The sequence below is a fragment of the Burkholderia latens genome (assembly GCF_902499045.1).
GTDB classification, from domain to species: Bacteria; Pseudomonadota; Gammaproteobacteria; order Burkholderiales; family Burkholderiaceae; genus Burkholderia; species Burkholderia latens.
The window spans coordinates 108,998-130,513 of sequence record NZ_CABVPL010000012.1 but is presented as its reverse complement, the minus strand read 5'-3'; the positions used below and the strand labels follow the sequence as shown (position 1 = coordinate 130,513).

Here is a 21,516-nt window from a genome sequence, read left to right as displayed (position 1 = left end):
TCCACCCGGGAGCGCATGCCGAGCTTACGCGCAACGGCGCCGGACAAAAATTGTCCGCGTTCGCGTGGCCAGGCCTCTCTCAGGTTCTCTTTTCAGCTTCCCGCCTTGCAAGCGAGCCGGACGGACGCAACGGCATGGCGCGCAACCGGTTGCCGGTTGCCGCCACTATGCCGCCGTACCGGCGCAGCACTGCAGGACGATCAAAAGCCGTCGCATTGGGACGACGACCTATCTCATTTTTCTGGTTCAAATGATACATATCGGTCTATCTAATAGTCAAGACAACTTGTGAAACGGGCTGGTGAATATCTTTGTGCGTGCCGCGGGCCTTGGCAGGCAGTCCGCAGAGGCCGGAAGCGGGCGCGTGGCCGATGCTAGAATAATCGGTCTATTCGTTTGAAAGCGTCGAGGAGGAGCCCTTCGTGAGAGCCAGCAAGCGCCAGCAGGTGGTCGACAAGGCGACCGAACTGTTCTCCAGGTATGGCTTCCATCCGGTCGGCGTCGACTGGATCATCGACGATTCCGGCGTGGCCCGAATGACGCTGTATCGGCATTTCGCCAGCAAGGAGCAACTCATCCGCGAAGTGCTGGTTCAGCGTTACGACCTGATCGTCGGCAGTATCGCCGCGCAGCTCGAGCACGTGGATGATCCGGTCCAGCGTGTGAAGACGATTTTCGACTGGTATGAAGCCTGGTTCAATACGCCGGAATTCGCCGGATGTCTGTTCGAGCGCGCGTTGGCCGAATTCGGCACCGCTTATGCGCCGATCTCCGACGTCGCGATCGGCTATCGCCGCAAGATGGTCGAATGGATCGCCGAATTGCTCGAGGCGCTGGTGTCACCCGAAACGGCAAAACGGCTGGCGGCCGTCTACATGATGCTGCTGGACGGGGCGACGGTCGACGCGAGGGCATTCAACGATTCCGCGTCTGCGGGGCACGCATGGCAAGCCGCGAAAGCACTCCTTGATCAAGCGATGCGACCTGCAGCGAACGTCGACGCGTCGGCACAGCGCGCTTGACGCCCTTCCCCGCGCGTGCCGGCGTCCTCACGCCGACGCCGCCCCCACCAGCGCATTGAACGACGTATCCCAGAACGGTGCGACGTTCGCCGGCCCGTCCAGCACGCCGATCCGCGCGAATACGTCCGCGACCTGCTGATGCTGTGCGACCACGTCGGGCGTAACGGACAGCAGCGCGTAGTCGTCGCTGCGCTGCGCGAACATCGCCGCGAGATCGGCAACCGGCACGCGCGTCTCGCCATTCTGCGCGCGTGCATATGCATCGAAATGCCCGTTCGCCCACGCGTAAGCGCGCTGGAACCGCAGCAGCAAATCCCCGGTCGCCGCGCGCCGGCGCGGATCGTCGAGCGTGCGCGGATTCGCATAGACCGGAAAATTGCCGGACAAATAGCCTTTGCCCGTCTTCAGCACACGCGCGCCATACCGGTTGCGCGCGAGCTGGCCGTTGTAGCCGTAGATGGCCCACGCGTCGAGATCGCCGCGATCGTACGCAGACAGCCCGTCGGTCGGCGACAGGTTGATCGGATGGATGTCGTCGAAACCGAGGCCGGCCTCCGCGAGTTGCCGGTACAGGAAATAGTGCGACGTCGTCGCACGCACGTACCCGACGCGTTTGCCCTTCAGATCGGCGATGCTGCGGATCGGCGTGTCCTTGCGCGCGAGCGTGACCTGGTTGTTCAGGTCTTCGCGCGTACGCGAGATGAACCGTACGCTGGCCTTCTGGCGCGCGGCGAACACCGCTGGAATCTCGCTGCCCGAGCCGATATCGAGCGCATCCGCGTTCAGCGCCTCGATGTGCAGCACGCCGTTGTTGAGCTCGCGCCACTCGATCCGGTACGGCGTGTCGCTCAGCCCGGCCGCCTGTAGCAACGCACGCCAGCCGCCCTTGTAGGTGGCGACACGCAGGGTCGTGCCGGCCAGATCCGCGTTGACGGCCGGCGCGGCAAGGGCAACGCGCGCGACCAGGGGCGACGCCGCGAGCGCCGCGCCGGCGGCCAGCAGGCGGCGGCGTGCCGCCGAAGTTGACGCCATCGAATGCTCCTGTCGAATCGAGGGAAAGGAAAAAGAGGAAGCCGCCGCGCGCGACGGCCGGCATGCGTCAATGGACCGCCGGGAAGCCGTGGCGCTCGGCCAGCAGGTCGAGAATCCGGCGCGGGTCGGTGACGAAGCGCACCGCGCCGAGGGTTTGCGCGTCGTCCGGTGCCGGTTGCGCGCTGCCGAGCACGAGTACCGGCAGGCCCTGATGCGCGTCGTCGAGCGCATCGATCACCGCGTGCCGCGGCCGTTCGAAACCGACGCGGCGCACGTCGACACGATCGGCCCGATCGGGCGCGCTCGCGAGCAGCCCTTCGATCGCCAGCCCATGCGGGCAGACGAAGTGCCGGCCCGGATACTTCGGATCGGCAAAGCCCGCTTCAAGCAGAAACAGCACATCGCGACTCATTTCACACGACTCCCTTGTTCACGGTTCCGCCGGGACGCATGCACATTGCATGCATGACGCGCGGCGCAGGCCGGCACGCGGCCGGATGCCCGACTTTACCGCCGCGCATCGTGCGGCCCTACCAACGTTTTGCGGAATCGATATGCCGGCGCGCATACCGCATCGGCTGCCCGCCTCGCAACGCCACGTTGCATAAAAACATCGTCAGTAAAACGAACTTCGGCGCGGCATCGAACGATTTCATCGATCGATATGGACACGATCGCACGTTGCGATCGCCCGGCGTTTGCGATCGATACCAATGCGTTCGCCACAGCGAGCAAGCCGGACGCGATCGCGGCGCGTGCGGCGGGCAGGCATCGACACGCATTGCAATCCGGTCGCGCAGCGAATTGCAAAGAACGGAACGAGTGTTCGCCGACCACGCCGAAGTCAATAGCATCGTGATCCTCGCAGACGTACCCATAAAAAACAGAGGATATTCATGATCAAGAAATCGGTAGTCCTGGGTTTGGTTTCGATCGGTTCCGTCGGCGCGCATGCGCAGAGTTCCGTTACGCTGTACGGCGTCGTCGACGCCGGCCTCGCCTATACGAACAATCAGGGCGGCGCGAGCAACATCCAGCAGACGAGCGGCAAGCTGAGCGGCAGCCGCTGGGGCCTGAAAGGCAGCGAGGATCTCGGCGGCGGCCTGCAGGCGGTGTTCACGCTCGAAGGCGGGTTTCGGCCGAGCGACGGCGGGCTCGGTCAGGGCGGTCGTCTGTTCGGCCGCTCCGCGTACGTCGGCCTGAACCAGACCGGCGTCGGCACGCTGACGTTCGGCCGCCAGTACGACCCGATCACCGACCTCGTCGCGCCGTACTCGGGATCCGGCTTCTGGTCGCCGGCCACCCACGTCGGCGACAACGACAACCTGAACCAGAGTTTCCGGATCAACAACGCGGTGAAGTTCCGCAGCGCGACGGTCGCCGGCTTCACGGCCGACGTGCTCTATGCATTCAGCAACCAGGCGAACGGCGGCGCAGGCACCGGCTTCTCGAACAACAACGCGTGGGGCGTGTCGGCGAACTACGTGAACGGCCCGTTCTCGGCGGGGGCGGGCTACGTGCGGCTGAATCATCCGAACGCGACGTCGAACACGAGCGGCGCGGTGGGCGGCGCGACCACGACGACCGGCAACGACTACAGCGGCGCGTTCTTCTACGGGCTGAACGGCGGCGTGCGCAAGCAGCAGATCGGCGTCGCGGGCGCGAACTACGCGCTCGGCCGCGCGACGCTCGGCTTCGCCTGGAGCCATACGCAGCTCGACTATGTCGACGGCTCGTCGCGCAAGTTCAATAACTACGACGTAAACGGGCGCTACCAGATCACGCCGGCGGCGACGCTGATCGGCGTCTACACGTTCACCGACGGACGCGCGAGCGGCTTGCCGGGCACCGGCGGCCAGACGCTGAAGCCGCGTTGGCACCAGTTCACGCTCGGGTTCGACTACGCGCTGTCGAAGCGCACCGACATCTACCTGTCCGGCATCTATCAGCTCGCGGCGGGCGATGCGAGCACCGCGACGTCGGGCGGCTATCGCAAGATCGCGGCGATCTCGAACATCGGCAGCGCGTCGTCGACGAACCGTCAGGTCGCGGTCGTCAGCGGGCTGCGCGTGAAGTTCTGAACGTGCACGCAACGTGACACGCGCGCGGCGCGATAAGCAAAGCGGGAATCGTTGTTTGTCGCGCCGCGCCCGGTTGCCGACAATAACCGTTTTTCCGGATGCTGCCGCGCCGCGCGCGGCATGGCTTCGCCGATGACCGACACCTCTTCCCGTCCACCCCGCACCGGCCGCCGCACGGCACTGCGCCAGCTCGCCGGCGGCTGGGCCGCGGCGCTGCTGCCAACCAGCGGCGCACTCGCGAGCCAGACGCTCGCGCCGCTCGACGTACCGCCGTGGACGCGCACGCCCGGCGCACCGTTGCTGTCGCCGCCGTATGGCCTGCCGGGCGAGCACGAACGCGACGTGATCCGCCGCAGCGCACGCTCGCCGGCGCTGCCCGGCTCCGGCTCGTCGATGACGCCGCTCGCCGACCTGTTCGGCGACATCACGCCGAACGGCCTCGTGTACGAACGCCATCACGCGGGCGTGCCCGACATCGACGCGCAGCGTCATCGCGTGGTCGTGCACGGGCTCGTGCGCGAGCCGCGCGTCTTCACGCTCGACGACCTGCTGCGCTTTCCGTCCGAATCGCGAATCCATTTCCTCGAATGCTCGGGCAACACCGGCAGCGAATGGAACGGCCCGAGCGGGCTGCCCGTCCAGTTCACGCACGGGCTGCTGTCGTGCTGCGAATGGACCGGCGTGCGGCTGTCGACGCTGCTCGACGAAACCGGCATCGACCCGGCCGCGCAATGGCTGCTCGCGGAAGGCGCGGACGGCGCCGCGATGACGCGCAGCCTGCCGCTCGACCGCATTCTCGAGCGCGCGCTCGTCGTCTATGCGCAGAACGGCGAGCGGCTGCGCGCCGAGAACGGTTATCCGGTGCGGCTGATCGTGCCGGGCTTCGAAGGCAACACGAACATCAAATGGCTGCGGCGGCTGAAGCTGGTGCGCGCGCCGGAGATGACCCGCGAGGAAACGTCGAAATACACGAGCCTGCTGCCGAACGGATGCGCGCGCCAGTTCGTGTTCGAGATGGACGCGAAATCGGTGATCACGCGGCCGTCCGCCGGCCACCGGCTCGGGGCGCGTGGCTACTACCCGATCAGCGGCTATGCGTGGTCGGGGCGCGGCCGGATTCGCGCGGTCGACGTGTCGACCGACGGCGGCCGCACGTGGCGCGCCGCGCGGCTCGCCGGCGACGTGCGCGATCGCGCGCTGACGCGCTTCGAGGCCGACTGGGTCTGGAACGGCGAGCCGGCCGACCTGCAAAGCCGCGCAACCGACGAAACGGGCTACGTGCAGCCAACCCGCGACGCGCTCGTCGCCGCACGCGGCGTCAATTCGCAATACCACTACAACGGCATCCAGAACTGGCGCGTCGGCGCGGACGGCGAGGTGCGCAATGCGTAGGCCGTTTGCCCGTCTGCTCGTGTCGTACGCCGTCGTGCCGGCCGCGATCGGTGCGATCGCGTTGCCCGCTTTCGGCGCCGGCTTCGGTCTCGGTCAGCCGATCGACCGCGCGGCAATCGCCGCCTGGGACATCGACGTCGCACCCGACGGCAACGGCCTGCCGCGCGGCGCCGGCACGGTCGCGCGCGGCGCGCACGTGTTCGCGGAAAAATGCGCGATGTGTCACGGCGCCGGCGGCCAGGGCGGCGTCGGCGATCCGCTCGTCGGCGGCAGCGGTTCGCTCGCCGGCGCCAAGCCGAAGAAAACGGTCGGCAGCTACTGGCCGTATGCGACGACGCTGTTCGATTACATCCGCCGCGCGATGCCGTACAACGCGCCGCAATCGCTGAGCGCGGACGACGTCTATGCGGTCACTGCATACGTGCTGCACCTGAACGGGATCGTGCCCGACGACGCGACGCTCGACGCGCGCACGCTGCCGCGCATCCGGATGCCGAATCGCGACGGCTTCGTGCCCGACCCGCGGCCGAGGCGGCTGTGACGCGAGACGACGTACTTGCCGGCATGCCGGAAACCGGCGCGTGCCGGCTGCCGGCACGGTACGCCCGATTCCTTCGCTCGACGCCGGCGCGCGTCGCATGGAGCCCATCTTGACCGACACTTCCGCCGCCACCGCGTTCACGCCGACGCCGTTCGTCGACGTTCGCTCACCTGCCGATTTCCCCGACAGCCCCGCGTCGCGGGTGCTCGCGCAGCCGCTGATGCTCGGGCTGTTCCTGCCGATCCAGGCCGGCGGCTGGAGCGCGTCGACGCTGCCGCGCTCGACCGACTGGACGTTCGACTACAACGCCGATCTGGTCGCGCGCGCCGAAGCGCTGGGCTTCGATCTCGTGTTCGCGCTGTCGCAATGGCTGCCGAAAGGCGGCTATGGCGGCGTGTTCGACGGCCACGCGCTCGACTCGTTCATGACGCTGGCCGCGCTCACCGCGCGCACCGAGCGGATCATCCTCGTCGCGACGAGCCACGTGCTGTACGGGCCGTGGCATCCGCTGCATTTCGCGAAGTTCACGGCGACGCTCGACCACATCTCGCGCGGCCGCTGGGGCATCAACGTCGTGACCGGCCACCGCGCGATCGAACACGAGATGTTCGGCTGGAACCGGATCGAGCACGACCGGCGCTACGAGATGGCCGCCGAATTCGTCGATGCGGTCAGCCAGCTGTGGGCGCAACCGGACAACTTCAGCTACGCGCCCGCGCTGTCGAGCTGGCGGCTCTCCGGCGCATTCGTCACGCCGAAACCGCAATACGGCCGCCCGCTGTTGATCAACGCGACGGGCTCCGATGCGGGCATCGATTTCGCGGCCCGCTATTCGGACATCGTGTTCGTCACGAGCCCCGCCGGCCCGGACGCCGATCGCGCGCTGGACGCGCTGCCCGCGCATACGGCCCGCGGGAAGGCGGCGGCGGCCGCGCGCGGCCGGACGATCCGCACGCTGCTCAATCCGCTCGTGATCTGCCGCGAAACGGCGGCCGAAGCGCGCGCGTACCGCGATGCGATCGTCGCGCACGCCGACGAAGGCAGCTTCCACCGCTTCGACAGCGACGCCCATGCGTGGCGTGGCGGCTTCGAGCAGCGGTCGCAGGCAGCCGCGCGCGCGATCGGCGGCAACATCTCGATCACCGGCTCGCCCGAGGAAGTCGCCGATTACATCGTGCGGCTGCATCGGGCCGGCATCGACGGCATTCAGTTGAGCTTCTACGACTTCAAACCGGATCTCGACTTCTTCGGCGCGCGCGTGCTGCCGCTGCTGCGCGACGCCGGCCTGCGGCGCTGAGTTCAGGCGGCGGCGGACGTCGAAGCTGCCGACGTGGCCGCGGTCGACGAAGCGGCGAACGCGCGCCGCGCGGGCCGCCGCAACCCGAGATGATCGCGCAGCGTGCGGCCCGCGTAGTCGCGGCGAAACAGCCCGCGCCGGCGCAGTTCCGGCAGCACGAGTTCGATGAAATCGTCGAGGCCGCCTGGCAACGTCGGCGCCATCACGTTGTAACCGTCCGCGCCGTACTGCACGAAGCGCTCCTCGAGCGCATCGACGATTTGCTCCGGTGTGCCGACGAGTTGCCAGTGACCGCGCGCGCCCGCGATCCGCAGATAGAGTTCGCGTATCGTCAGGTTCTCGCGGCGCGCCAGCTCGAGCGTCAGCGTCTGCCGGCTCTTGCTCGCATTGGTTTCCGGCAGCGGCGGGATCGGGCCGTCGAGCGGATAGCCGGACAGATCGACGCCGCCGGTCAGCCCCGACACGAGCGCGAGCCCGACCTTCGGGTCGATCAGCGCCTGCAGCGCGTCGAACTTTTCCTTCGCTTCGCTTTCGGTGCGGCCGACCATCGGAAAGACGCCGGGCATGATCTTCAGCGAGTCGGGCGCGCGCCCGAACGCGGCGAGCTGCGCTTTCACGTCCGCGTAGAACGCGATCGCATCGTCGAGCGTCTGCTGCGCGGTGAAGATCACCTCGGCCGTGCGCGCGGCCAGCCGCGTGCCGGCCGGCGACGAGCCGGCCTGCACGACGACCGGATGCCCCTGCGGCGCGCGTGCGACGTTCAGCGGCCCGCGCACCTGGAAGAAGCGGCCGCGATGATCGAGCACGTGGCGCTTGCAGGGATCGAAGAAACGGCCGCTCGCGCGATCGCGCACGAATGCGTCGTCGTCCCAGCTGTCCCACAGTCCGCGCACGACGTCGGCGAATTCCTCCGCGCGCGCATAGCGTTCGCCATGCTCGAAATGCGCATCGCGATTGAAGTTGCGCGCTTCGTACGCGCTCGACGACGTGACGAGGTTCCAGCCCGCACGGCCGCCGCTGATGTGGTCGAGCGACGCGAACTTGCGCGCGATATGGAACGGCTCGTTGAAGCTCGTCGATGCGGTGCCGACGAGGCCGATCCGTTCGGTGACGGCCGCGAGCGCCGACAGCAGCGTCAGCGGCTCGAACTGCGCGACGTAGCTGTGCGCGGTGCGGCTGAGGAATTCGACGTCGTCGCCGCGCGTGCCGACGCCGTCGGCAAGAAACACGAGATCGAACTTCGCGGCCTCGGCCGCCTGCGCGAGCCTCACGTAGTGACGGAAATCGACGCCCGCATCCGCCTGCGAATCCGGGTGGCGCCAGGCGGCGATGTGATGGCCGGTCGGATACAGGAACGCGCCGAGGTGCAGATGGCCGGTGCGGGTCGTCATCGTGAGGTTTCCATAAAGTGGGCTGCGCAGGCAGCGGAATCAGAACACGCGTCCTTCGGTCAGGTGCGTGGTAACGCCGTTCAGGTCGTAGTCGCCGATCACGCGCGCCTTGTGCAGCAGCGGGTTGTGGCTGAAGATCGTGCGCAGGTTGCGCCAGTGCCGGTCGAGGTTGTGCACGCGCGCGGTCGCCGATGCGCCGCCCACCTCGAACAGCCGCTCGGCCGCATGCAGCGCGAGCTTGCCGACGATCAGCTGCGTGCGCGCGGTCGCGAGCGCGCTGTCGAGCACGCGTTCGTGCGCATCGGCGTCGCCGGCCTCGATCGCATCGGCCGAGCGGTCGAGCGCGGCCGCGTTGTCGCGCACGAGCGCATCGATCGCGTGACTGTGCGCGGACAGCTCGCCGACGATCTGCTGGATGAAGTGGTCGTCGCGCGCGCTCGGCGCCGGGCTGTGCAGCACGGGCCGGCCGTGCGTCAGCACGTAGCGGCGCGCGTCGGCCGCCACGTTGCGCACGATGCCCGCGGCCGTCGCGACGAGATGCAACTGCCGCAGCGCGCCGCAATGGCGGCCGACGAGCGTCGAGCCGTCGCGCGCTGCGACTTCATCCGCGAACACCTGCACGTCGTGCAGCAGCAGGCTGCCGCTCGCGGTCATGCGCTGGCCCATGCCGTCCCAGTCGTCGAGCACCTGCACGCCGTCGCGCGTGACCGGGATGATCACGGCGAGCGCGTCGCCCTGCTCGTTCTCGACGTTGATGCGCGCGAAATCGGCAAACGCGGTGCCCGTCGAATAGTATTTGCGGCCGGTCACGCGATGATGGTCGCCATCGCGGCGCAGCACGGTCGTGTTCTCGCCCGGCCGCGACGTGCCGCGTTCGGTCGATGCGCCGCCGAAGATCGCGCCGGACAGCGCGCGCTCGAGCTGTACGTCGTTGAACGGCGTGCGCGGCGACAGCCGCAGCGTCTCGGTCAGGTCGTAGTGGATGCGCAGTGCGTGCGCGAGATTCGAATCGGCGGCGGCGAGCGTCGCGATCGTGTCGAACAGATCGACCAGCGTGCCGCCGAGGCCGCCGCGCTCGACCGGAATCCGCAGCACGCCGAGCGACGAGCGGCGAAACAGCGCGAAGCCTTCGAACGGCAGTTCGCGGCGCGCCTCGCGTTGCGCGGCGTCGCGCCCGATCTCGGTCGCGAGTTCAGGCAGTGCGGCAAGCGCGGCACGCAGCGCGTCGCGCGCTTCGGCGCGATGACGGGCGTTCATTCGGCAGTCCCTCTTCCAGGAAAAACGACGGCTCCACGCACGATTGCGTAAGCCGTCGCCGCAGCCCGCAGGCGGCATCGAAAAGTATAGGGACGCATCCGACGCGCGTGAAAAACCGATTTCAGCTTTGGTTATGCGTGGGTCGGGAATGTGCACGCGTGCTCGCGCGGCTTGACGTGCGTCAGTGCCGGACGGGCCGGCCGCACATCGTGCGCCCGGCGCGCCGTCGATCAGCCCGTGTCGCAATCGGCTCACGCGTCGGCCGCCGACGTGACCAACATGTCGATCAATTTGCGGGACGCGGCCGACAGGCGGCGATGCGGCGCATAGACGACCGAAAACGGCCGCGTGCGACCGCGCAGATGGGGCAGCACTTCGACGAGACTTCCGGCCCGGATCCGATCCCGAACGATGAAGTCGTAGGTCTGGCAGATACCGGCGCCGCTCTGCGCCATCGACACGACACCGAGCACATCGTCGGACACCGCGACGTTCGAAGCCGGCAGCCACTCGATGTCCTGATCGCCGTCGCGGAATACCCAGGGCGCGATACGGCCGCTGCTGGGCAGCACGAACGGCAAACAAAGATGGTGCTCCAGGTCGGCCACGCTTCCAGGCGTGCCGGCGTGCGCGACGTACTCGGGCGACGCGACGAGGCACAGCGCCGCATCCTCGAGCTTGCGCGCGACCAGACCGCTGTCCGGCAGTTCGCCCAGACGGATCGCCAAGTCGAACCCCTCGGCCACGAGATCCACGTTCCGGTTAGCGATGTTCAATTCGACGCGAACGTGCGGGTGTTCCCGCGTGAACCGTCGAAGCAGCGGCGGCAGACGATAGTGCCCGTACGTCGTCGGTACGCTCAGCCGGACATGGCCGGTCAACGTATCGCCGTGCCCCTGAATGGCCCGCTCGGCGTCGTCGATCAGCAGGAACGCCGCGCGCGATTGTTCGAGATAGAGCCTGCCGTGCTCCGTCAGGCTCAACCGCCGCGTGGAACGACGCAGCAACTGCGTGCCCAGCCGGGCTTCCAGGCGTGTGATGGCCCGGCTCAACACGGAAGGCGTGCTGCCCAATGCCACCGCGCCGGCAGTCATCGAGCCTTTTTCGACCACCGTCACGAATGCTTCCACGTCACCGAGATGGTCGAATTTACGCGCCATCTTGTCCTCCGAAGAACAAAAGCTTTACTTTTGCGCCAGTTTATCTCCACGAAGGAGCCAAATAAAGTGCGTGCGTCGTGACTGCATCGTCGAGTCACCCATTGAGATCCAGGAGCACAGCATGAATGGCGACCATCGCGACCGGCAGGATCTGTCGGTTCTATTCGTACTCACGAGCCACGCGAGCAAAGGCTCGACCGGCGAGCCGACCGGTTTCCATCTCGGCGAAGTGACGCATCCGCTGGCCGAACTCGACGCGGCCGGCATTCCCGTCGAATTCGCATCGATTCAGGGCGGCGAACCGCCGGTCGACGGGCTCGATGTCGACGACGAAATCAACGCGCACTATTGGAACGATGCCGCTTTCCGCGACGCACTGCGCGACACGCAGCGGCTCGGCGACGTCGACGCGTCGAAATATGCGGCGGTCTTCTTTGCCGGCGGTCATGGCGCAATGTGGGATTTTCCTGGCAATGCCGACGTGGAGAAGGTGACGCGCGCGGTCCATGAAGCGGGTGGCGTCGTCGGCGCCGTATGTCACGGCCCGGCCGCACTGGTCGACGTGAAGCTTCACGACGGCACGTATCTCGTCGCCGGCAAGAACCTGAGCGCATTCACGGACGAGGAAGAACGGGAAGTCCAACTCGATCGCGTCGTCCCGTTCCTGCTCGCGAGCACGTTGAAGCAGCGCGGCGCACTTCACCATCCGGCGCCGAACTGGACCGCGAAGGTCGTCGTCGACGGACGCCTCGTGACCGGCCAGAACCCGCCGTCGGCATCCGGCGTGGGCGCCGCGATGCGTCATCTGCTGCTCAGCCGTTCACGACAAGCTTGAAACTTCCCGATGGAGAAAGCGATGTATTCGATGCGCAAGCTCGCCGTTGCCGCAATGCTCGGCATTGCCGCGTACGGCGCCCACGCTGCCAACGTGCTCGTGGTGTTGTCGGATTCCGACCACCTCGACCTGAAGGACGGCAAGGTCTTCGCGACGGGCTTCTACCTGAACGAGCTGATGCAGCCCGTGAAGGCGCTGCTCGATGCGGGCCATCAGGTGACCTTCGCCACGCCGGAGGGCAAGGCGCCGACGCTGGACGTCACGTCGGCCGACAAGATGTACTTCAACGGCGACGACAACGCGATGCGCGACTACCGGGCTTTGCTCGACCGGCTGCAAATCACGTCGCGCACGCATTCCCCGGTGATCAGCCTGTCGCGCGTGGAGCAGATCGGTTACGCGCACTTCGATGCCGTCTATGTTCCCGGCGGCCATGCGCCGATGCAGGACCTGTTGACGAGTGCCGCCGTGGGCAGGCTGCTGGCCGACTTTCACGCGCGCGGCAAGACGACGGCGCTCGTTTGCCACGGCCCGATTGCGCTGCTGTCGACCCTCCCCGACGCGCGGGGCTTCGCACGAAACCTCGCGGCGGGAAACGCGGGCGGCAGCGACACGAAATGGATCTACGCCGGATACCGGATGACGGTGATCAGCAACGCGGAAGAAGAGCAAGCCAAAGGGCTGCTCGGCGGCGGCGCGATGAAGTTCTATCCGCAGACTGCATTGCAACGCGCGGGTGGCGTTTATAGCAGCAACACGGTGCCGTTTACCGCGCACATGGTGACCGACCGTGAATTGATCACCGGACAGAATCCGGCGTCGGCGCTGGACGTCGCCGGCGAAATGCTGAAGCGGCTCAAGTAATGCCGTGCAATCGACCGGCAATGCCGGTTCCTCGATGAACAGGGAGAAGCAAACCATGGATCTGCAACTGGAAGGAAAAACCGCGATCGTCACCGGCGCCACTGCCGGCATCGGCATGGCGATCGCTCGAACGTTGGCCGCGGAAGGCGTGGCGGTCACGATCACGGGGCGGCAACGCGACAAGCTCGACGCAGCCGTCGCCGAGCTTTCCGCGGCCGCGGGGCGCGGCAGCGTACGCGGCGTCGTCGCCGACGTGAGCCGCGACCGTGGTGTCGCGGAATTGATCGATGCCCAGCCGGACACGGATATTCTCGTGAACAATCTCGGCTACTACGAAGCGAAGCCGTTCGCGGAGATCACCGATGACGACTGGTTGCGAATGATCGACGTCAACGTGATGTCGGGTGTCAGGCTGTCACGTCATTACTTTCCTCGCATGCTCGCGAAGAACTGGGGGCGCGTGATCTTCATGTCCAGCGAAGTCGGCGCGTTCACGCCGCCGGACATGGTGCACTACGGTGTCAGCAAATCGGCTCAACTCGCCGTCTCGCGCGGAATGGCCGAACTGACGAAGGGAACCGGCGTGACCGTCAACAGCGTACTGCCATCCGCCACGCGCTCCGACGGCATCGTTGCATATCTTCGGCAAACCGCGCCACGCCCCGATATGACCGATGCGGAAATCGAATCGCACTTCTTCGACACGTATCGCCCGAGCTCGCTGATTGCCCGCATGATCGAGGCCGACGAGATCGCCGCGATGGTGGCGTTGCTTGCCAGTCCTTTGGGCGCGGCATCCAATGGCGCCGCGGTGCGCGTCGAGGGCGGCACCTACCGGTCGATTCTCTGAGCCGCGGGGCGATCGCCGGCCCGGCCGCGGCGTGCCGAGCGACGCTCGAGCCGCACGCGATGCGATGCGCCGGCAGATCGGACAGCCATTGCATGTCGAGCGGCAGCGGCCGGCTTTCTCGAACGGATCGATGCGACCGACCGGCTGCTTGCGGATCCTTACGAACACGACCGCCCGCTCGCGCTATGCAGGCAGAGGAATCCCGGATACCTTCTCGCAGAGGCTGACGAGGCGGTCCTGCAGCGCCCTGTCGAGCGTTTCGGGATTCGGCGCGATGCGCTTGCGATGATAGAAGTACTGCCCCGTCACGTTTGCGTCGTCGTCGCCTGCGGCGAGCCACGCCTGTGTCACGTGCGCTTGCGCCATGTCGTCGGGCGCGCCGGGCCCGCCCATCCTGGTCGGTACCCAGCCCGGTTCCAGCGCATTCGCAAACACGTCCGGCCAGCGCCGCGCGACCGCACAGGCGAGCATCGCGTCGTGGAGCTTGCTTTCTGCATACGCTTGCGATCCGTTCCAGCGGCGCTTTTGCCACAGAATGTCGTCGAGGTTCGACCGCGCATGGTGGTGCATCCCGGAACTCAGGTAAACGAGCCGTTTCGGGCGGGCGATCAGCGCGGTCAGGATGTACGCGGACAACGTATTGATCGCGAACACGTGCGGCAACCCGTCCGCCGTCACGCGATGCGGCTCGCGATAGCCGACGGCTGCGTTGTGGATTACCGCGTCGAAGCGACCGAGCGCGTTCACTTGCGCAGCAACGTCGATGGCCGCGTCGATCGTCTCGAGATCGCCGACTACCACGGCTTCGGCCTGTGGCAATGCATGACGGGTTTCTGTCGCACGGTGTGCATTGCGCGCATGCAGAACGACCTGGTGCCCTTGCCGGACCAGCAGTTCGGCGGCCATCAGGCCAAGGCCGGTGGATGAACCGGAAATGAAGATGCGGGACATGATTTCTCCTTCAAAATGTGCGCCGGCGAGTCGCGCCCCGCCGGCACCGCGATCAGGCTTGCGCGCTGCGCGACGCGGCCGCGAGCAGCGCGCCGATCGAAGCACAGAATGCGCCGAACGCATAGACGGCTGCATAACCGAACTGCCCGGCGATGAGGCCGGCCGCCGGCCCGGATACACCGTATGCGATATCGAGAAACGCGACGAAGGCGCCCATGGCACTGCCCCGATTGGCCGGCGGCACGCGCTTGAGCGCTTCGACGCCGAACGCCGGAAACACCAGCGCGCAACCGAGGCCTGTGACGAGCGCACCGGCAAGCGCCAACGGTTCGATCGGTGCGGCCCACAGCGTCGCCTGACCTGCCGCCTCGATCAGCAGCGAGCACGCGGCCACGCGGTAGCCGCTCGCGCGGTCCGGCAAGTGCCCCAGCACGACCCGCACGAAGATGAAGCCGATGCCGAAAGCCGTCATCACGAGCCCCGCATTCGCCCAGTGGCGCGCAGTGAAGTACAGCGACGCGAAGGCCGTGAGCCCGGACAGACCGACTCCCTGCAGCATCAGACCGAAGCCTTCGCGCCAGATGCGCGCCACGACGCGATGGAACGGCAGGCGCGCGCCGCCGGGCGACCGGTGAGGCGTGGCGACCGAAGCGATCAGCGCGGCCAGCACGGGCGCCGCGACGCAGGCGATCATCGCCGCGGCGGCGCCATCGTGCCGATACAGCACCATGCCGATCGGCGCGCCGACCGACAGCGCGGCAAACATCGCGATCCCGGTCCATGACATCGACGTTCCGGCACGATGCGCGCCGACCGATGCGATCGACCACGATACGCAGCCAGTCACGAACAGGCTTTCACCCAGGCCGGCCGCCAGCCGCCCCGCGATCAGGACGGCCAGACTCGCCGGCGGTGCGACGCGCGGCATCGCCGCCGCGAGATAAAGCAGCCCGGCGAGCGCCGAAACGGCAGCGCCGTGCAGGGCGGCGCGCTTGCCGCCGTATTCGTCGGTCAGGCGACCGGCGTACCCGCGACTGAGTACCGTCGCGAGAAACTGGATGCCGACGACCGCGCCGACGATCACGTTGCCGAAGCCGAGGCGTTGATGAACGAACAGCGGAATGACGGGCAGCGGCAGGCCCACCGCCAGATAACCACTGAACAGCGCGGCGATGACGCCCGGCGACGGCCGCGACGCAGGTGCGAGCGCGACGTGGGCCCGCACCGCCCGCTTGGTGGCGTGTGCTTGCATGGAGACCTCCTGTGACGTGAGCGGGATGAGTGCGGACGATCAGGCGGCCGCGCCGGCACGTTCGGCGCGGTAATCGCTCGCGTCGAGCAGGTACGCGAGCGATCCCGCGACGTCTGCGTTGAGCGCAGCCACGTCGACGTCGAGCAATCGGCCGGCGCGCTTGCGCAGCTGACCGGCGACCATCACCGTGTCGACATCCGCGCGTTCCACCGCCTGGACGATCGTGCCGACCGCGTGCGGGACCGGGAACACCCCGACGCCGCTGGTGCGCACCATGATGAGGTCCGCGTCCTTGCCGGGCGTCAGCGTGCCGATCCGTTGCTCCAGGCCGGCCGCGCGTGCGCCGTTGACTGTCGCAGCCTGCAGCACCGCTTCGACCGAGATCGGCGCGGGTACGTCCGCATCGCCGCGAAACCGCCGATAGCGCATCGCCGAGCGCTGCTGTCCGAACAGCGCGCGCATCTCGCCGAACATGTCGCTGCCGAACGCGGTGTCCAGATCGATGCCGAGCGCCGGACTCAGCCCGTGATCGACGGCCTGCTGGTACGCGAAGGTCTCGTCGTCGAAGCCGAACAACGCGTCGGAGCGCGGGTTGACCGTGACGTTCACGCCGGCATCGGCGAGCAGCCGCCACGTCGCCTGCGGCACACGCGTGCAATGGTTGAAGATGTTCCGGGTACCGAGCCCGCCCTCTTTCGCGAATTCGGGTGAAAGCGCCGCGAGGTCGCCGATGAATTCGGTCAGGATGCGCATGTCCAGCTCACGTGCAACCTTCCACCAATCGAGGTTCAGCTGGCCGAACAGGCCGACGCGCACGAGCCCGTCCCCCGCGTTCCAGTCGCGCGCCAGCCGGCGCAGGTCGCCCGGCAGATGCGCGCTCGACGCCTGCTTGTCCATCGCGGCGCCGACCATGTGCAGCGCGCGGATGCCGGTCGACTTCAGCGCATCGAGCGCGGCGTCGGTATGCTCGGGGCTGCGCGCGCTGTGGCACGCGTCGATGATCGTCGTGATGCCGGCATCCAGCGACGCGGCAGCCGTCAGCTTCGTGCTCACGAACATGTCCAGCGGACGGTAGTGCGCACCGACACGTTCGGCCACCACGTCGATGTACGCGAACAGGTCGTCTACGTTCGGCAGCAGCCGGCGCATCGTGCCGAGCCACATGTGGTGATGCGCGTCGACGAGGCCCGGCATCACGATGTGGCCGGCGGCGTCGATCACCTGGGCGTCGCCGGCGTCGATCGCCGGGCCGACGGCGGCGATACGGTCGCCTTCGACGAGGACGTCGCCTTTGGCGAGCTCGGGAAGTCGGGGGTCCAGCGTCAGGACGATGCCCCCTTTGAACAGCGTGCGATGTGCGGTCATGGTGTGCTCCGTGAAAATTGACGAATCGGGTCGGCACGATGCGGGCCGCCGGTTTCATACGCGCGTTTGCAGCGGTCCGCGTCGTCACGGTTCACACGATAGGTTGCGGGCAATCTTTGATAAAGGTAGATTGATTCACATTATCTTTGCTTAAATTCAAAGATCGAGGAACGCGATGAGTTTCGATGGAAGGCTGTTGTCCGGTATGAGCGTGCTCGCGGCCGTCGTGGAGGCCGGCAGTTTCAGCCGGGCGGGAGAAGTGCTCGGGCTGTCGGCATCCGGCGTGAGCCGCTCGATTGCGCGACTGGAAGAACGGCTCGGCGTGCGTCTGCTCGACCGCACGACGCGCACGCTGCATCTGACGAGCGAAGGCGCCGATCTGTACGAGCGCGCCGCGCCGCACCTGGAAGGAATCGAGGAAGCCGCGAGTTACGTGTCCGGCGCGGCGGTCACGGTGCGCGGCACGCTGCGGGTGGCCCTGAACCCCGTCTTTGCGCGCTACGTGTTCGCGCCGAACCTGCCGCTGCTGCGCGAGCGCCACCCGGATCTCGATCTGACGATCGTGCAGCAACCGGACGTCGGCGATCTGGTATCAGAAGGAATCGACGTGGCGGTGCGGTTCGGGCCGCAGCCGCCGTCGACCATGACGTCACGGCTCTTGCTGCAAACACGCGTGCTGACGGTAGCGTCACCGGCTTATCTGGCGCGGCATGGACGGCCGAAGCGGCCGGAAAAACTGGCGGATCACGACTGCATCCAGTACATCGATCCGCGCCGCGGCAAGCCGTTCACGTGGGAGTTCCATCGCGGCCGTGAAGTGCTGTCGGTCGAAACGAACGGCCATTTGACGACTACCGACGTCGATGTGATGGTCGCGGCGTGCGTGGCCGGCAGTGGTGTCGCGCAGGTGCTCGCGCTCAACGTCCGCCATCTGCTGGCCGGTGGCGCATTGGTCGAGCTGTTTCCGGAATGGCCCGGCGAGACCTATCCGCTGTACGTCATTCGCCCGTCGCGGCGGCTTGCGCCGGCGGCCGTCGAGGCGTTCCTGGAATTCTGCACGTCGATATGCGCAAACGTCGGGGACGGCCTCCCCGACGCACGATAACGCAGTTGCGCGCCGTCCCGATGCACGCGCGCCGGGAATGCGCGTGCATTCCCGCGCGGATGGATCGGCGGCGTCAGTGCTGGATGCCCCACCGGCGCACCGTCACGCGCTCGAGCGTATCGAACACGAGGTGCTCGACCAGCAGCCCGATCACGATGACGGCCGCGAGGCCCGCGAACACGCGATCGGTATACAGCTCGTTGCGGTTCTGGAAAATGTACCAGCCGAGCCCGCCCTGCCCGGCGCTCGCGCCGAACACGAGTTCCGCGGCGATCAGCGTGCGCCATGCGAAGGCCCAGCCGACGCGCAGCCCGGACAGGATCGACGGCAGCGCGGCCGGCACGAGGATCAGCGCGATCTGCCGCAGGCCGGTGAGGCCATAGTTGCGGCCGGCCATCTTCAGCGTGGCCGGCACGCCGGCGAAACCCGTGTACATGCTGAGCGCGAGCGGCCACAGCACCGCGTGCACGAGCACGAACAGCAGGCTGCCGGTGCCGAGCCCGAACCACAGCAGCGCGATCGGCAGCAATGCGATCGACGGCAGCGGATTGAACATCGACGTGAGCATCGACAGCACGTCGCGGCCGATGCGCGTCGATACCGCGAGCGACGTCAGCACGAACGCGAACAACACGCCGAGCGCATAGCCGCGCAGCAGCACCGACATCGAGATGCCCGTTTTCACCAGCAGTTCGCCCGACGCGATGCCCTGTACGAATGCCACCAGCGTCGCGCCGAAGGTCGGCACGAGCAGATCGTTCGCGACGATGCGCGCGACGATCTCCCATGCGGCGATCAGCACCAGCGCGATGACCGCGCGGCGAAAGCCGCTCGCACCCGCGACACGCCGCGCGAGTGGTACCGGCGCCGCGCGCTCGGGCTCGGGCGGCGTGTCGAGCGCGTGCACGTATTCGGCGCGCACGGGCGGCAGCGGCGGGAGAACAGGATCGATCGTGCTCATGATGCGGCTGCCTCCGCGGCCGATGCCGGCGCCGCCGCGACGTCGGTATCGAACAGCAGATGATGGATGCGTGCGACGCTTGCGCGGAAATCGCCGCTGCCGATGCTGTCGAGAGAGTAATCGTAGCTGTTGAGTTCCGCGCGCACGCGGCCCGGGTGCGGCGACAGCAGCAGGATCCGGTTGCCGACGACGAGCGCCTCTTCGATCGAGTGCGTGACGAACAGCAGCGTGAAGCGGAATTCGTCCCACAGGCGCAGCAGTTCTTCCTGCATCTTGCGGCGCGTGAGCGCATCGAGTGCGGCAAACGGCTCGTCCATCAGCAGCACGCGCGGCTGCATCGCGAGCGCACGCGCGATCGCGACGCGCTGCTTCATCCCGCCGGACAGCGTATGCGGATACGCGTCGGCGAATGCGGCGAGCCCGACCTTGTCGAGATAGTGCAGCGCGCGCTCGCGTGCTTCGGCGCGCGACAGCTTCGCGGCCGCGCGCAGCGGAAACGCGACGTTCTCGACGACCGTCTTCCACGGCGGCAACTGGTCGAACTCCTGGAACACGACGATGCGGTCGGGGCCCGGTCCGTGCACGGGCCGGCCGTCGAGCGCGATCGAGCCCGACACGGGTTCGATGAAGCCGGCGATCGCCTTCAGCAACGTCGACTTGCCGCAACCGGACGGGCCGAGCAGCACGAAACGGTCGCTGCCGTACACGTCGAAACTGACCTGGTGCGTCGCGCGGACGATCCGTGCTCCGGCACGGTATTCGAGGCTCACGCGATCGATCGCCAGCAGGCGTTCGCTGTGCGCGCCGGCCGCGGTAGCCTGCGGCGCAGCTGCCGCGCGTGCGTCGGCGGCGGGATGAGCGGCCGGCGCGGCCGCGCCGCGCGCCGCATACGGCGGCAAGCCGATTCGGGGAGAAGTGGCGTTCACGATCGAAACTCTTGCAGGTAAAGCATCAACATACGGCGACGCAGCGCGCGACCCAACCAACGATTGCGCATATCGAAACCGCGCCGACGCATAAGCGTCGATCGCGACGCGGGAACGCCGGCGCGACCGCCGCTCAACTGCCGCCGGCCGTCGCCGGATCGTCGAAGAAGTAATCGCGCCACGACTTCGGCTCGTTGCGGATCGCGCCGGTGCGATACATGAACTGCGCGAGCTTCAGCGTGTTCTGCGGCGCCGTCTTGAACTGCACCTGCGGATTGCGCAAGATCTTCACCAGCAACGCGCGATCGATCTTCGACCCGTTCACGCGCAGGTACGTGTCGGCCGCGCGTTCGGGATCGGCCGTGATCTGGCGCGCGGCGTCGGCGAGCGCGGCGACGAACGCACGGTACGTCTTCGGATTCTCGTCGCGGAATTTCTCGGTGGCGTACAGCACCGTCGCGGAGCTCGGGCCGCCGAGCACGTCGTAGGAATTCAGCACGATATGCGCGTTCGGATTGCCCGCGAGCTCCTGATCCTGGAACGGCGGATTGCCGAAGTGGCCGGTGATGACGTTGCTGTTCGCGAGGATCGCCGCCGTGGCGTCCGGGTGCGGGATCGCCTGCGTCAACGCATCGAGCTTGTCGAACTGCTTGTCGCCCCACTGCTTCGCGGCCGCGTACTGCAGCACGCGCGACTGCACCGACACGCCGACGGCCGGCACCGCGATGCGGTCCTTCGCGCTCAGATCGGCGATCGTCTTCACGTTCGGATTGCTGCTGACGAGGTAGTACGGGAAATTGCCGAGCGACGCGACGCCCTTCACGTTCTGGCGGCCGCGCGTGCGGTCCCACACGGTCAGGAGCGGGCCGACGCCCGCGCCGGCGATGTCGACCGCGCCCGACAGCAGCGCGTCGTTCACGGCCGCGCCGCCGGACAGCCGCACCCAGTCGACCTTGATGTCGACGCCGGCCTTGCGGCCTTCCTTCTCGATCAGCTGCTGGTCGCGCGCGACGTTCAGCATCAGATAGACGACGCCGAATTGCTCGGCGATGCGGATGCGCCCTTCCGCGTGCGCGGCTTGCGGCGTGCCGGCGGCGGCGAGGGCCAGCGCGGCGGTGAGCGTGGCGGCCAGTGCGCGGCGCGCGGACAGGGTCGTGCGGCGCAGGGCCGGTGAAAGCGGAAACGGCATCGGAACTCCGGTGGAATCCAGTGGAAATGACGCGGCGAAACGACG

The 21,516-nt window shown here is 67.4% G+C and carries 22 protein-coding genes; 10 read left to right on the top strand and 12 right to left on the bottom strand.

The window, feature by feature from the left end:
* Positions 1-79: 79 nt before the first annotated feature.
* A complete protein-coding gene (locus BSE24067_RS11755; RefSeq protein ID WP_151066280.1) occupies positions 80-259 on the bottom strand; it encodes a hypothetical protein in 180 nt (59 codons plus the stop codon).
* A 163-nt stretch (positions 260-422) separates the two neighbouring features.
* On the opposite strand from BSE24067_RS11755, the gene BSE24067_RS11750 reads away from it, so the two are divergent.
* Positions 423-1,022, top strand: a complete 600-nt coding sequence (locus BSE24067_RS11750; protein WP_151066281.1) for a TetR/AcrR family transcriptional regulator — start codon at positions 423-425, stop codon at positions 1,020-1,022.
* A 27-nt stretch (positions 1,023-1,049) separates the two neighbouring features.
* Here BSE24067_RS11750 and BSE24067_RS11745 read toward each other — a convergent pair whose 3' ends face one another.
* Positions 1,050-2,054, bottom strand: a complete 1,005-nt coding sequence (locus tag BSE24067_RS11745; protein WP_151066282.1) for an ABC transporter substrate-binding protein — start codon at positions 2,052-2,054, stop codon at positions 1,050-1,052.
* A gap of 67 nt (positions 2,055-2,121) precedes the next feature.
* On the bottom strand, positions 2,122-2,466 hold the full coding sequence (locus BSE24067_RS11740; RefSeq protein WP_151066283.1) for a DUF3088 domain-containing protein: 345 nt from the start codon (positions 2,464-2,466) through the stop codon (positions 2,122-2,124).
* 53 nt (positions 2,467-2,519) lie between these two features.
* Between BSE24067_RS11740 and BSE24067_RS11735 the strand changes: the two genes are divergently transcribed.
* The 5 genes from BSE24067_RS11735 to BSE24067_RS11715 all read left to right on the top strand — a co-directional run bounded on the left by BSE24067_RS11735 (position 2,520) and on the right by BSE24067_RS11715 (position 7,365).
* Positions 2,520-2,954, top strand: coding sequence for a hypothetical protein (locus tag BSE24067_RS11735; RefSeq protein WP_151066284.1), 435 nt, complete (start codon positions 2,520-2,522; stop codon positions 2,952-2,954).
* Entirely contained in the window at positions 2,951-4,135 is a 1,185-nt protein-coding gene (locus BSE24067_RS11730) for a porin (RefSeq protein WP_151066285.1), read from the top strand. Before BSE24067_RS11735 ends, BSE24067_RS11730 begins: the two co-directional genes overlap by 4 nt.
* A 132-nt stretch (positions 4,136-4,267) precedes the next feature.
* The gene (gene soxC / locus BSE24067_RS11725; RefSeq protein ID WP_170297520.1) at positions 4,268-5,527 is read left to right on the top strand and encodes a sulfite dehydrogenase; all 1,260 of its coding nucleotides are present in this window, start codon (positions 4,268-4,270) and stop codon (positions 5,525-5,527) included.
* Complete coding sequence (locus tag BSE24067_RS11720) at positions 5,520-6,068, top strand: c-type cytochrome (protein ID WP_151066287.1); 549 nt, start codon at positions 5,520-5,522, stop codon at positions 6,066-6,068. The genes soxC and BSE24067_RS11720 overlap by 8 nt, the downstream gene beginning before the upstream one ends.
* Positions 6,069-6,165: 97 nt before the next feature.
* Positions 6,166-7,365 (top strand): LLM class flavin-dependent oxidoreductase, encoded by a 1,200-nt coding sequence (locus BSE24067_RS11715; RefSeq protein ID WP_151066288.1) that lies wholly within the window; start codon positions 6,166-6,168, stop codon positions 7,363-7,365.
* Between the two features lie 2 nt (positions 7,366-7,367).
* Here the strand turns inward: BSE24067_RS11715 and BSE24067_RS11710 are convergent, their stop codons facing one another.
* The 3 genes from BSE24067_RS11710 to BSE24067_RS11700 all read right to left on the bottom strand — a co-directional run bounded on the left by BSE24067_RS11710 (position 7,368) and on the right by BSE24067_RS11700 (position 11,173).
* Positions 7,368-8,756, bottom strand: coding sequence for an LLM class flavin-dependent oxidoreductase (locus tag BSE24067_RS11710; protein ID WP_151066289.1), 1,389 nt, complete (start codon positions 8,754-8,756; stop codon positions 7,368-7,370).
* Positions 8,757-8,795: 39 nt separating this feature from the next.
* Entirely contained in the window at positions 8,796-10,013 is a 1,218-nt protein-coding gene (locus BSE24067_RS11705; protein ID WP_151066290.1) for an acyl-CoA dehydrogenase family protein, read from the bottom strand.
* A 251-nt stretch (positions 10,014-10,264) separates the two neighbouring features.
* Positions 10,265-11,173 carry a LysR family transcriptional regulator gene (locus BSE24067_RS11700; RefSeq protein ID WP_151066291.1) on the bottom strand — a complete coding sequence of 303 codons (909 nt, stop codon included), beginning with the start codon at positions 11,171-11,173 and terminating at the stop codon, positions 10,265-10,267.
* A gap of 121 nt (positions 11,174-11,294) precedes the next feature.
* On the opposite strand from BSE24067_RS11700, the gene BSE24067_RS11695 reads away from it, so the two are divergent.
* Genes BSE24067_RS11695 through BSE24067_RS11685 form a run of 3 tightly spaced genes read left to right on the top strand, consistent with a single transcriptional unit; the run spans position 11,295 to position 13,722 of the window.
* Positions 11,295-12,008, top strand: coding sequence for a type 1 glutamine amidotransferase domain-containing protein (locus BSE24067_RS11695; protein ID WP_151066292.1), 714 nt, complete (start codon positions 11,295-11,297; stop codon positions 12,006-12,008).
* Positions 12,009-12,017: 9 nt separating this feature from the next.
* Positions 12,018-12,872 (top strand): type 1 glutamine amidotransferase domain-containing protein, encoded by an 855-nt coding sequence (locus BSE24067_RS11690; RefSeq protein ID WP_244122243.1) that lies wholly within the window; start codon positions 12,018-12,020, stop codon positions 12,870-12,872.
* A gap of 55 nt (positions 12,873-12,927) precedes the next feature.
* The gene (locus BSE24067_RS11685) at positions 12,928-13,722 is read left to right on the top strand and encodes an SDR family NAD(P)-dependent oxidoreductase (RefSeq protein ID WP_151066307.1); all 795 of its coding nucleotides are present in this window, start codon (positions 12,928-12,930) and stop codon (positions 13,720-13,722) included.
* 183 nt (positions 13,723-13,905) lie between these two features.
* Here BSE24067_RS11685 and BSE24067_RS11680 read toward each other — a convergent pair whose 3' ends face one another.
* From BSE24067_RS11680 to BSE24067_RS11670, 3 genes are read right to left on the bottom strand one after another with little or no spacing between them, the layout of a single operon-like run.
* Positions 13,906-14,673: an SDR family NAD(P)-dependent oxidoreductase gene (locus BSE24067_RS11680; protein ID WP_151066293.1), complete on the bottom strand. Its 768-nt coding sequence runs from the start codon at positions 14,671-14,673 to the stop codon at positions 13,906-13,908.
* Between the two features lie 52 nt (positions 14,674-14,725).
* The gene (locus BSE24067_RS11675) at positions 14,726-15,925 is read right to left on the bottom strand and encodes an arabinose transporter (protein WP_151066294.1); all 1,200 of its coding nucleotides are present in this window, start codon (positions 15,923-15,925) and stop codon (positions 14,726-14,728) included.
* Positions 15,926-15,964: 39 nt separating this feature from the next.
* Entirely contained in the window at positions 15,965-17,290 is a 1,326-nt protein-coding gene (locus tag BSE24067_RS11670) for an amidohydrolase family protein (protein WP_151066295.1), read from the bottom strand.
* 175 nt (positions 17,291-17,465) lie between these two features.
* Here BSE24067_RS11670 and BSE24067_RS11665 point away from each other — a divergent pair, with 175 nt between their 5' ends.
* A complete protein-coding gene (locus tag BSE24067_RS11665) occupies positions 17,466-18,395 on the top strand; it encodes a LysR family transcriptional regulator (RefSeq protein ID WP_151066296.1) in 930 nt (309 codons plus the stop codon).
* A 73-nt stretch (positions 18,396-18,468) separates the two neighbouring features.
* Here the strand turns inward: BSE24067_RS11665 and BSE24067_RS11660 are convergent, their stop codons facing one another.
* The 3 genes from BSE24067_RS11660 to BSE24067_RS11650 all read right to left on the bottom strand — a co-directional run bounded on the left by BSE24067_RS11660 (position 18,469) and on the right by BSE24067_RS11650 (position 21,471).
* Positions 18,469-19,356 carry an ABC transporter permease gene (locus BSE24067_RS11660; protein WP_151066297.1) on the bottom strand — a complete coding sequence of 296 codons (888 nt, stop codon included), beginning with the start codon at positions 19,354-19,356 and terminating at the stop codon, positions 18,469-18,471.
* Positions 19,353-20,282 (bottom strand): ABC transporter ATP-binding protein, encoded by a 930-nt coding sequence (locus BSE24067_RS11655; RefSeq protein ID WP_244130569.1) that lies wholly within the window; start codon positions 20,280-20,282, stop codon positions 19,353-19,355. The genes BSE24067_RS11660 and BSE24067_RS11655 overlap by 4 nt, the downstream gene beginning before the upstream one ends.
* Before the next feature lie 133 nt (positions 20,283-20,415).
* The gene (locus BSE24067_RS11650) at positions 20,416-21,471 is read right to left on the bottom strand and encodes an ABC transporter substrate-binding protein (RefSeq protein ID WP_151066299.1); all 1,056 of its coding nucleotides are present in this window, start codon (positions 21,469-21,471) and stop codon (positions 20,416-20,418) included.
* Positions 21,472-21,516 lie beyond the last annotated feature (45 nt).

What these genes read in the sequence shown, in the direction of transcription:
- BSE24067_RS11755 (WP_151066280.1), bottom strand. Translation starts at nt 259, where the DNA reads ATGTATCATTTGAACCAGAAAAATGAGATAGGTCGTCGTCCCAATGCG.
- BSE24067_RS11745 (WP_151066282.1), bottom strand. Translation starts at nt 2,054, where the DNA reads ATGGCGTCAACTTCGGCGGCACGCCGCCGCCTGCTGGCCGCCGGCGCG.
- BSE24067_RS11740 (WP_151066283.1), bottom strand. Translation starts at nt 2,466, where the DNA reads ATGAGTCGCGATGTGCTGTTTCTGCTTGAAGCGGGCTTTGCCGATCCG.
- BSE24067_RS11735 (WP_151066284.1), top strand. Translation starts at nt 2,520, where the DNA reads ATGACGCGCGGCGCAGGCCGGCACGCGGCCGGATGCCCGACTTTACCG.
- BSE24067_RS11730 (WP_151066285.1), top strand. Translation starts at nt 2,951, where the DNA reads ATGATCAAGAAATCGGTAGTCCTGGGTTTGGTTTCGATCGGTTCCGTC.
- soxC (WP_170297520.1), top strand. Translation starts at nt 4,268, where the DNA reads ATGACCGACACCTCTTCCCGTCCACCCCGCACCGGCCGCCGCACGGCA.
- BSE24067_RS11720 (WP_151066287.1), top strand. Translation starts at nt 5,520, where the DNA reads ATGCGTAGGCCGTTTGCCCGTCTGCTCGTGTCGTACGCCGTCGTGCCG.
- BSE24067_RS11715 (WP_151066288.1), top strand. Translation starts at nt 6,166, where the DNA reads ATGGAGCCCATCTTGACCGACACTTCCGCCGCCACCGCGTTCACGCCG.
- BSE24067_RS11710 (WP_151066289.1), bottom strand. Translation starts at nt 8,756, where the DNA reads ATGACGACCCGCACCGGCCATCTGCACCTCGGCGCGTTCCTGTATCCG.
- BSE24067_RS11705 (WP_151066290.1), bottom strand. Translation starts at nt 10,013, where the DNA reads ATGAACGCCCGTCATCGCGCCGAAGCGCGCGACGCGCTGCGTGCCGCG.
- BSE24067_RS11700 (WP_151066291.1), bottom strand. Translation starts at nt 11,173, where the DNA reads ATGGCGCGTAAATTCGACCATCTCGGTGACGTGGAAGCATTCGTGACG.
- BSE24067_RS11695 (WP_151066292.1), top strand. Translation starts at nt 11,295, where the DNA reads ATGAATGGCGACCATCGCGACCGGCAGGATCTGTCGGTTCTATTCGTA.
- BSE24067_RS11690 (WP_244122243.1), top strand. Translation starts at nt 12,018, where the DNA reads ATGGAGAAAGCGATGTATTCGATGCGCAAGCTCGCCGTTGCCGCAATG.
- BSE24067_RS11685 (WP_151066307.1), top strand. Translation starts at nt 12,928, where the DNA reads ATGGATCTGCAACTGGAAGGAAAAACCGCGATCGTCACCGGCGCCACT.
- BSE24067_RS11680 (WP_151066293.1), bottom strand. Translation starts at nt 14,673, where the DNA reads ATGTCCCGCATCTTCATTTCCGGTTCATCCACCGGCCTTGGCCTGATG.
- BSE24067_RS11675 (WP_151066294.1), bottom strand. Translation starts at nt 15,925, where the DNA reads ATGCAAGCACACGCCACCAAGCGGGCGGTGCGGGCCCACGTCGCGCTC.
- BSE24067_RS11670 (WP_151066295.1), bottom strand. Translation starts at nt 17,290, where the DNA reads ATGACCGCACATCGCACGCTGTTCAAAGGGGGCATCGTCCTGACGCTG.
- BSE24067_RS11665 (WP_151066296.1), top strand. Translation starts at nt 17,466, where the DNA reads ATGAGTTTCGATGGAAGGCTGTTGTCCGGTATGAGCGTGCTCGCGGCC.
- BSE24067_RS11660 (WP_151066297.1), bottom strand. Translation starts at nt 19,356, where the DNA reads ATGAGCACGATCGATCCTGTTCTCCCGCCGCTGCCGCCCGTGCGCGCC.
- BSE24067_RS11650 (WP_151066299.1), bottom strand. Translation starts at nt 21,471, where the DNA reads ATGCCGTTTCCGCTTTCACCGGCCCTGCGCCGCACGACCCTGTCCGCG.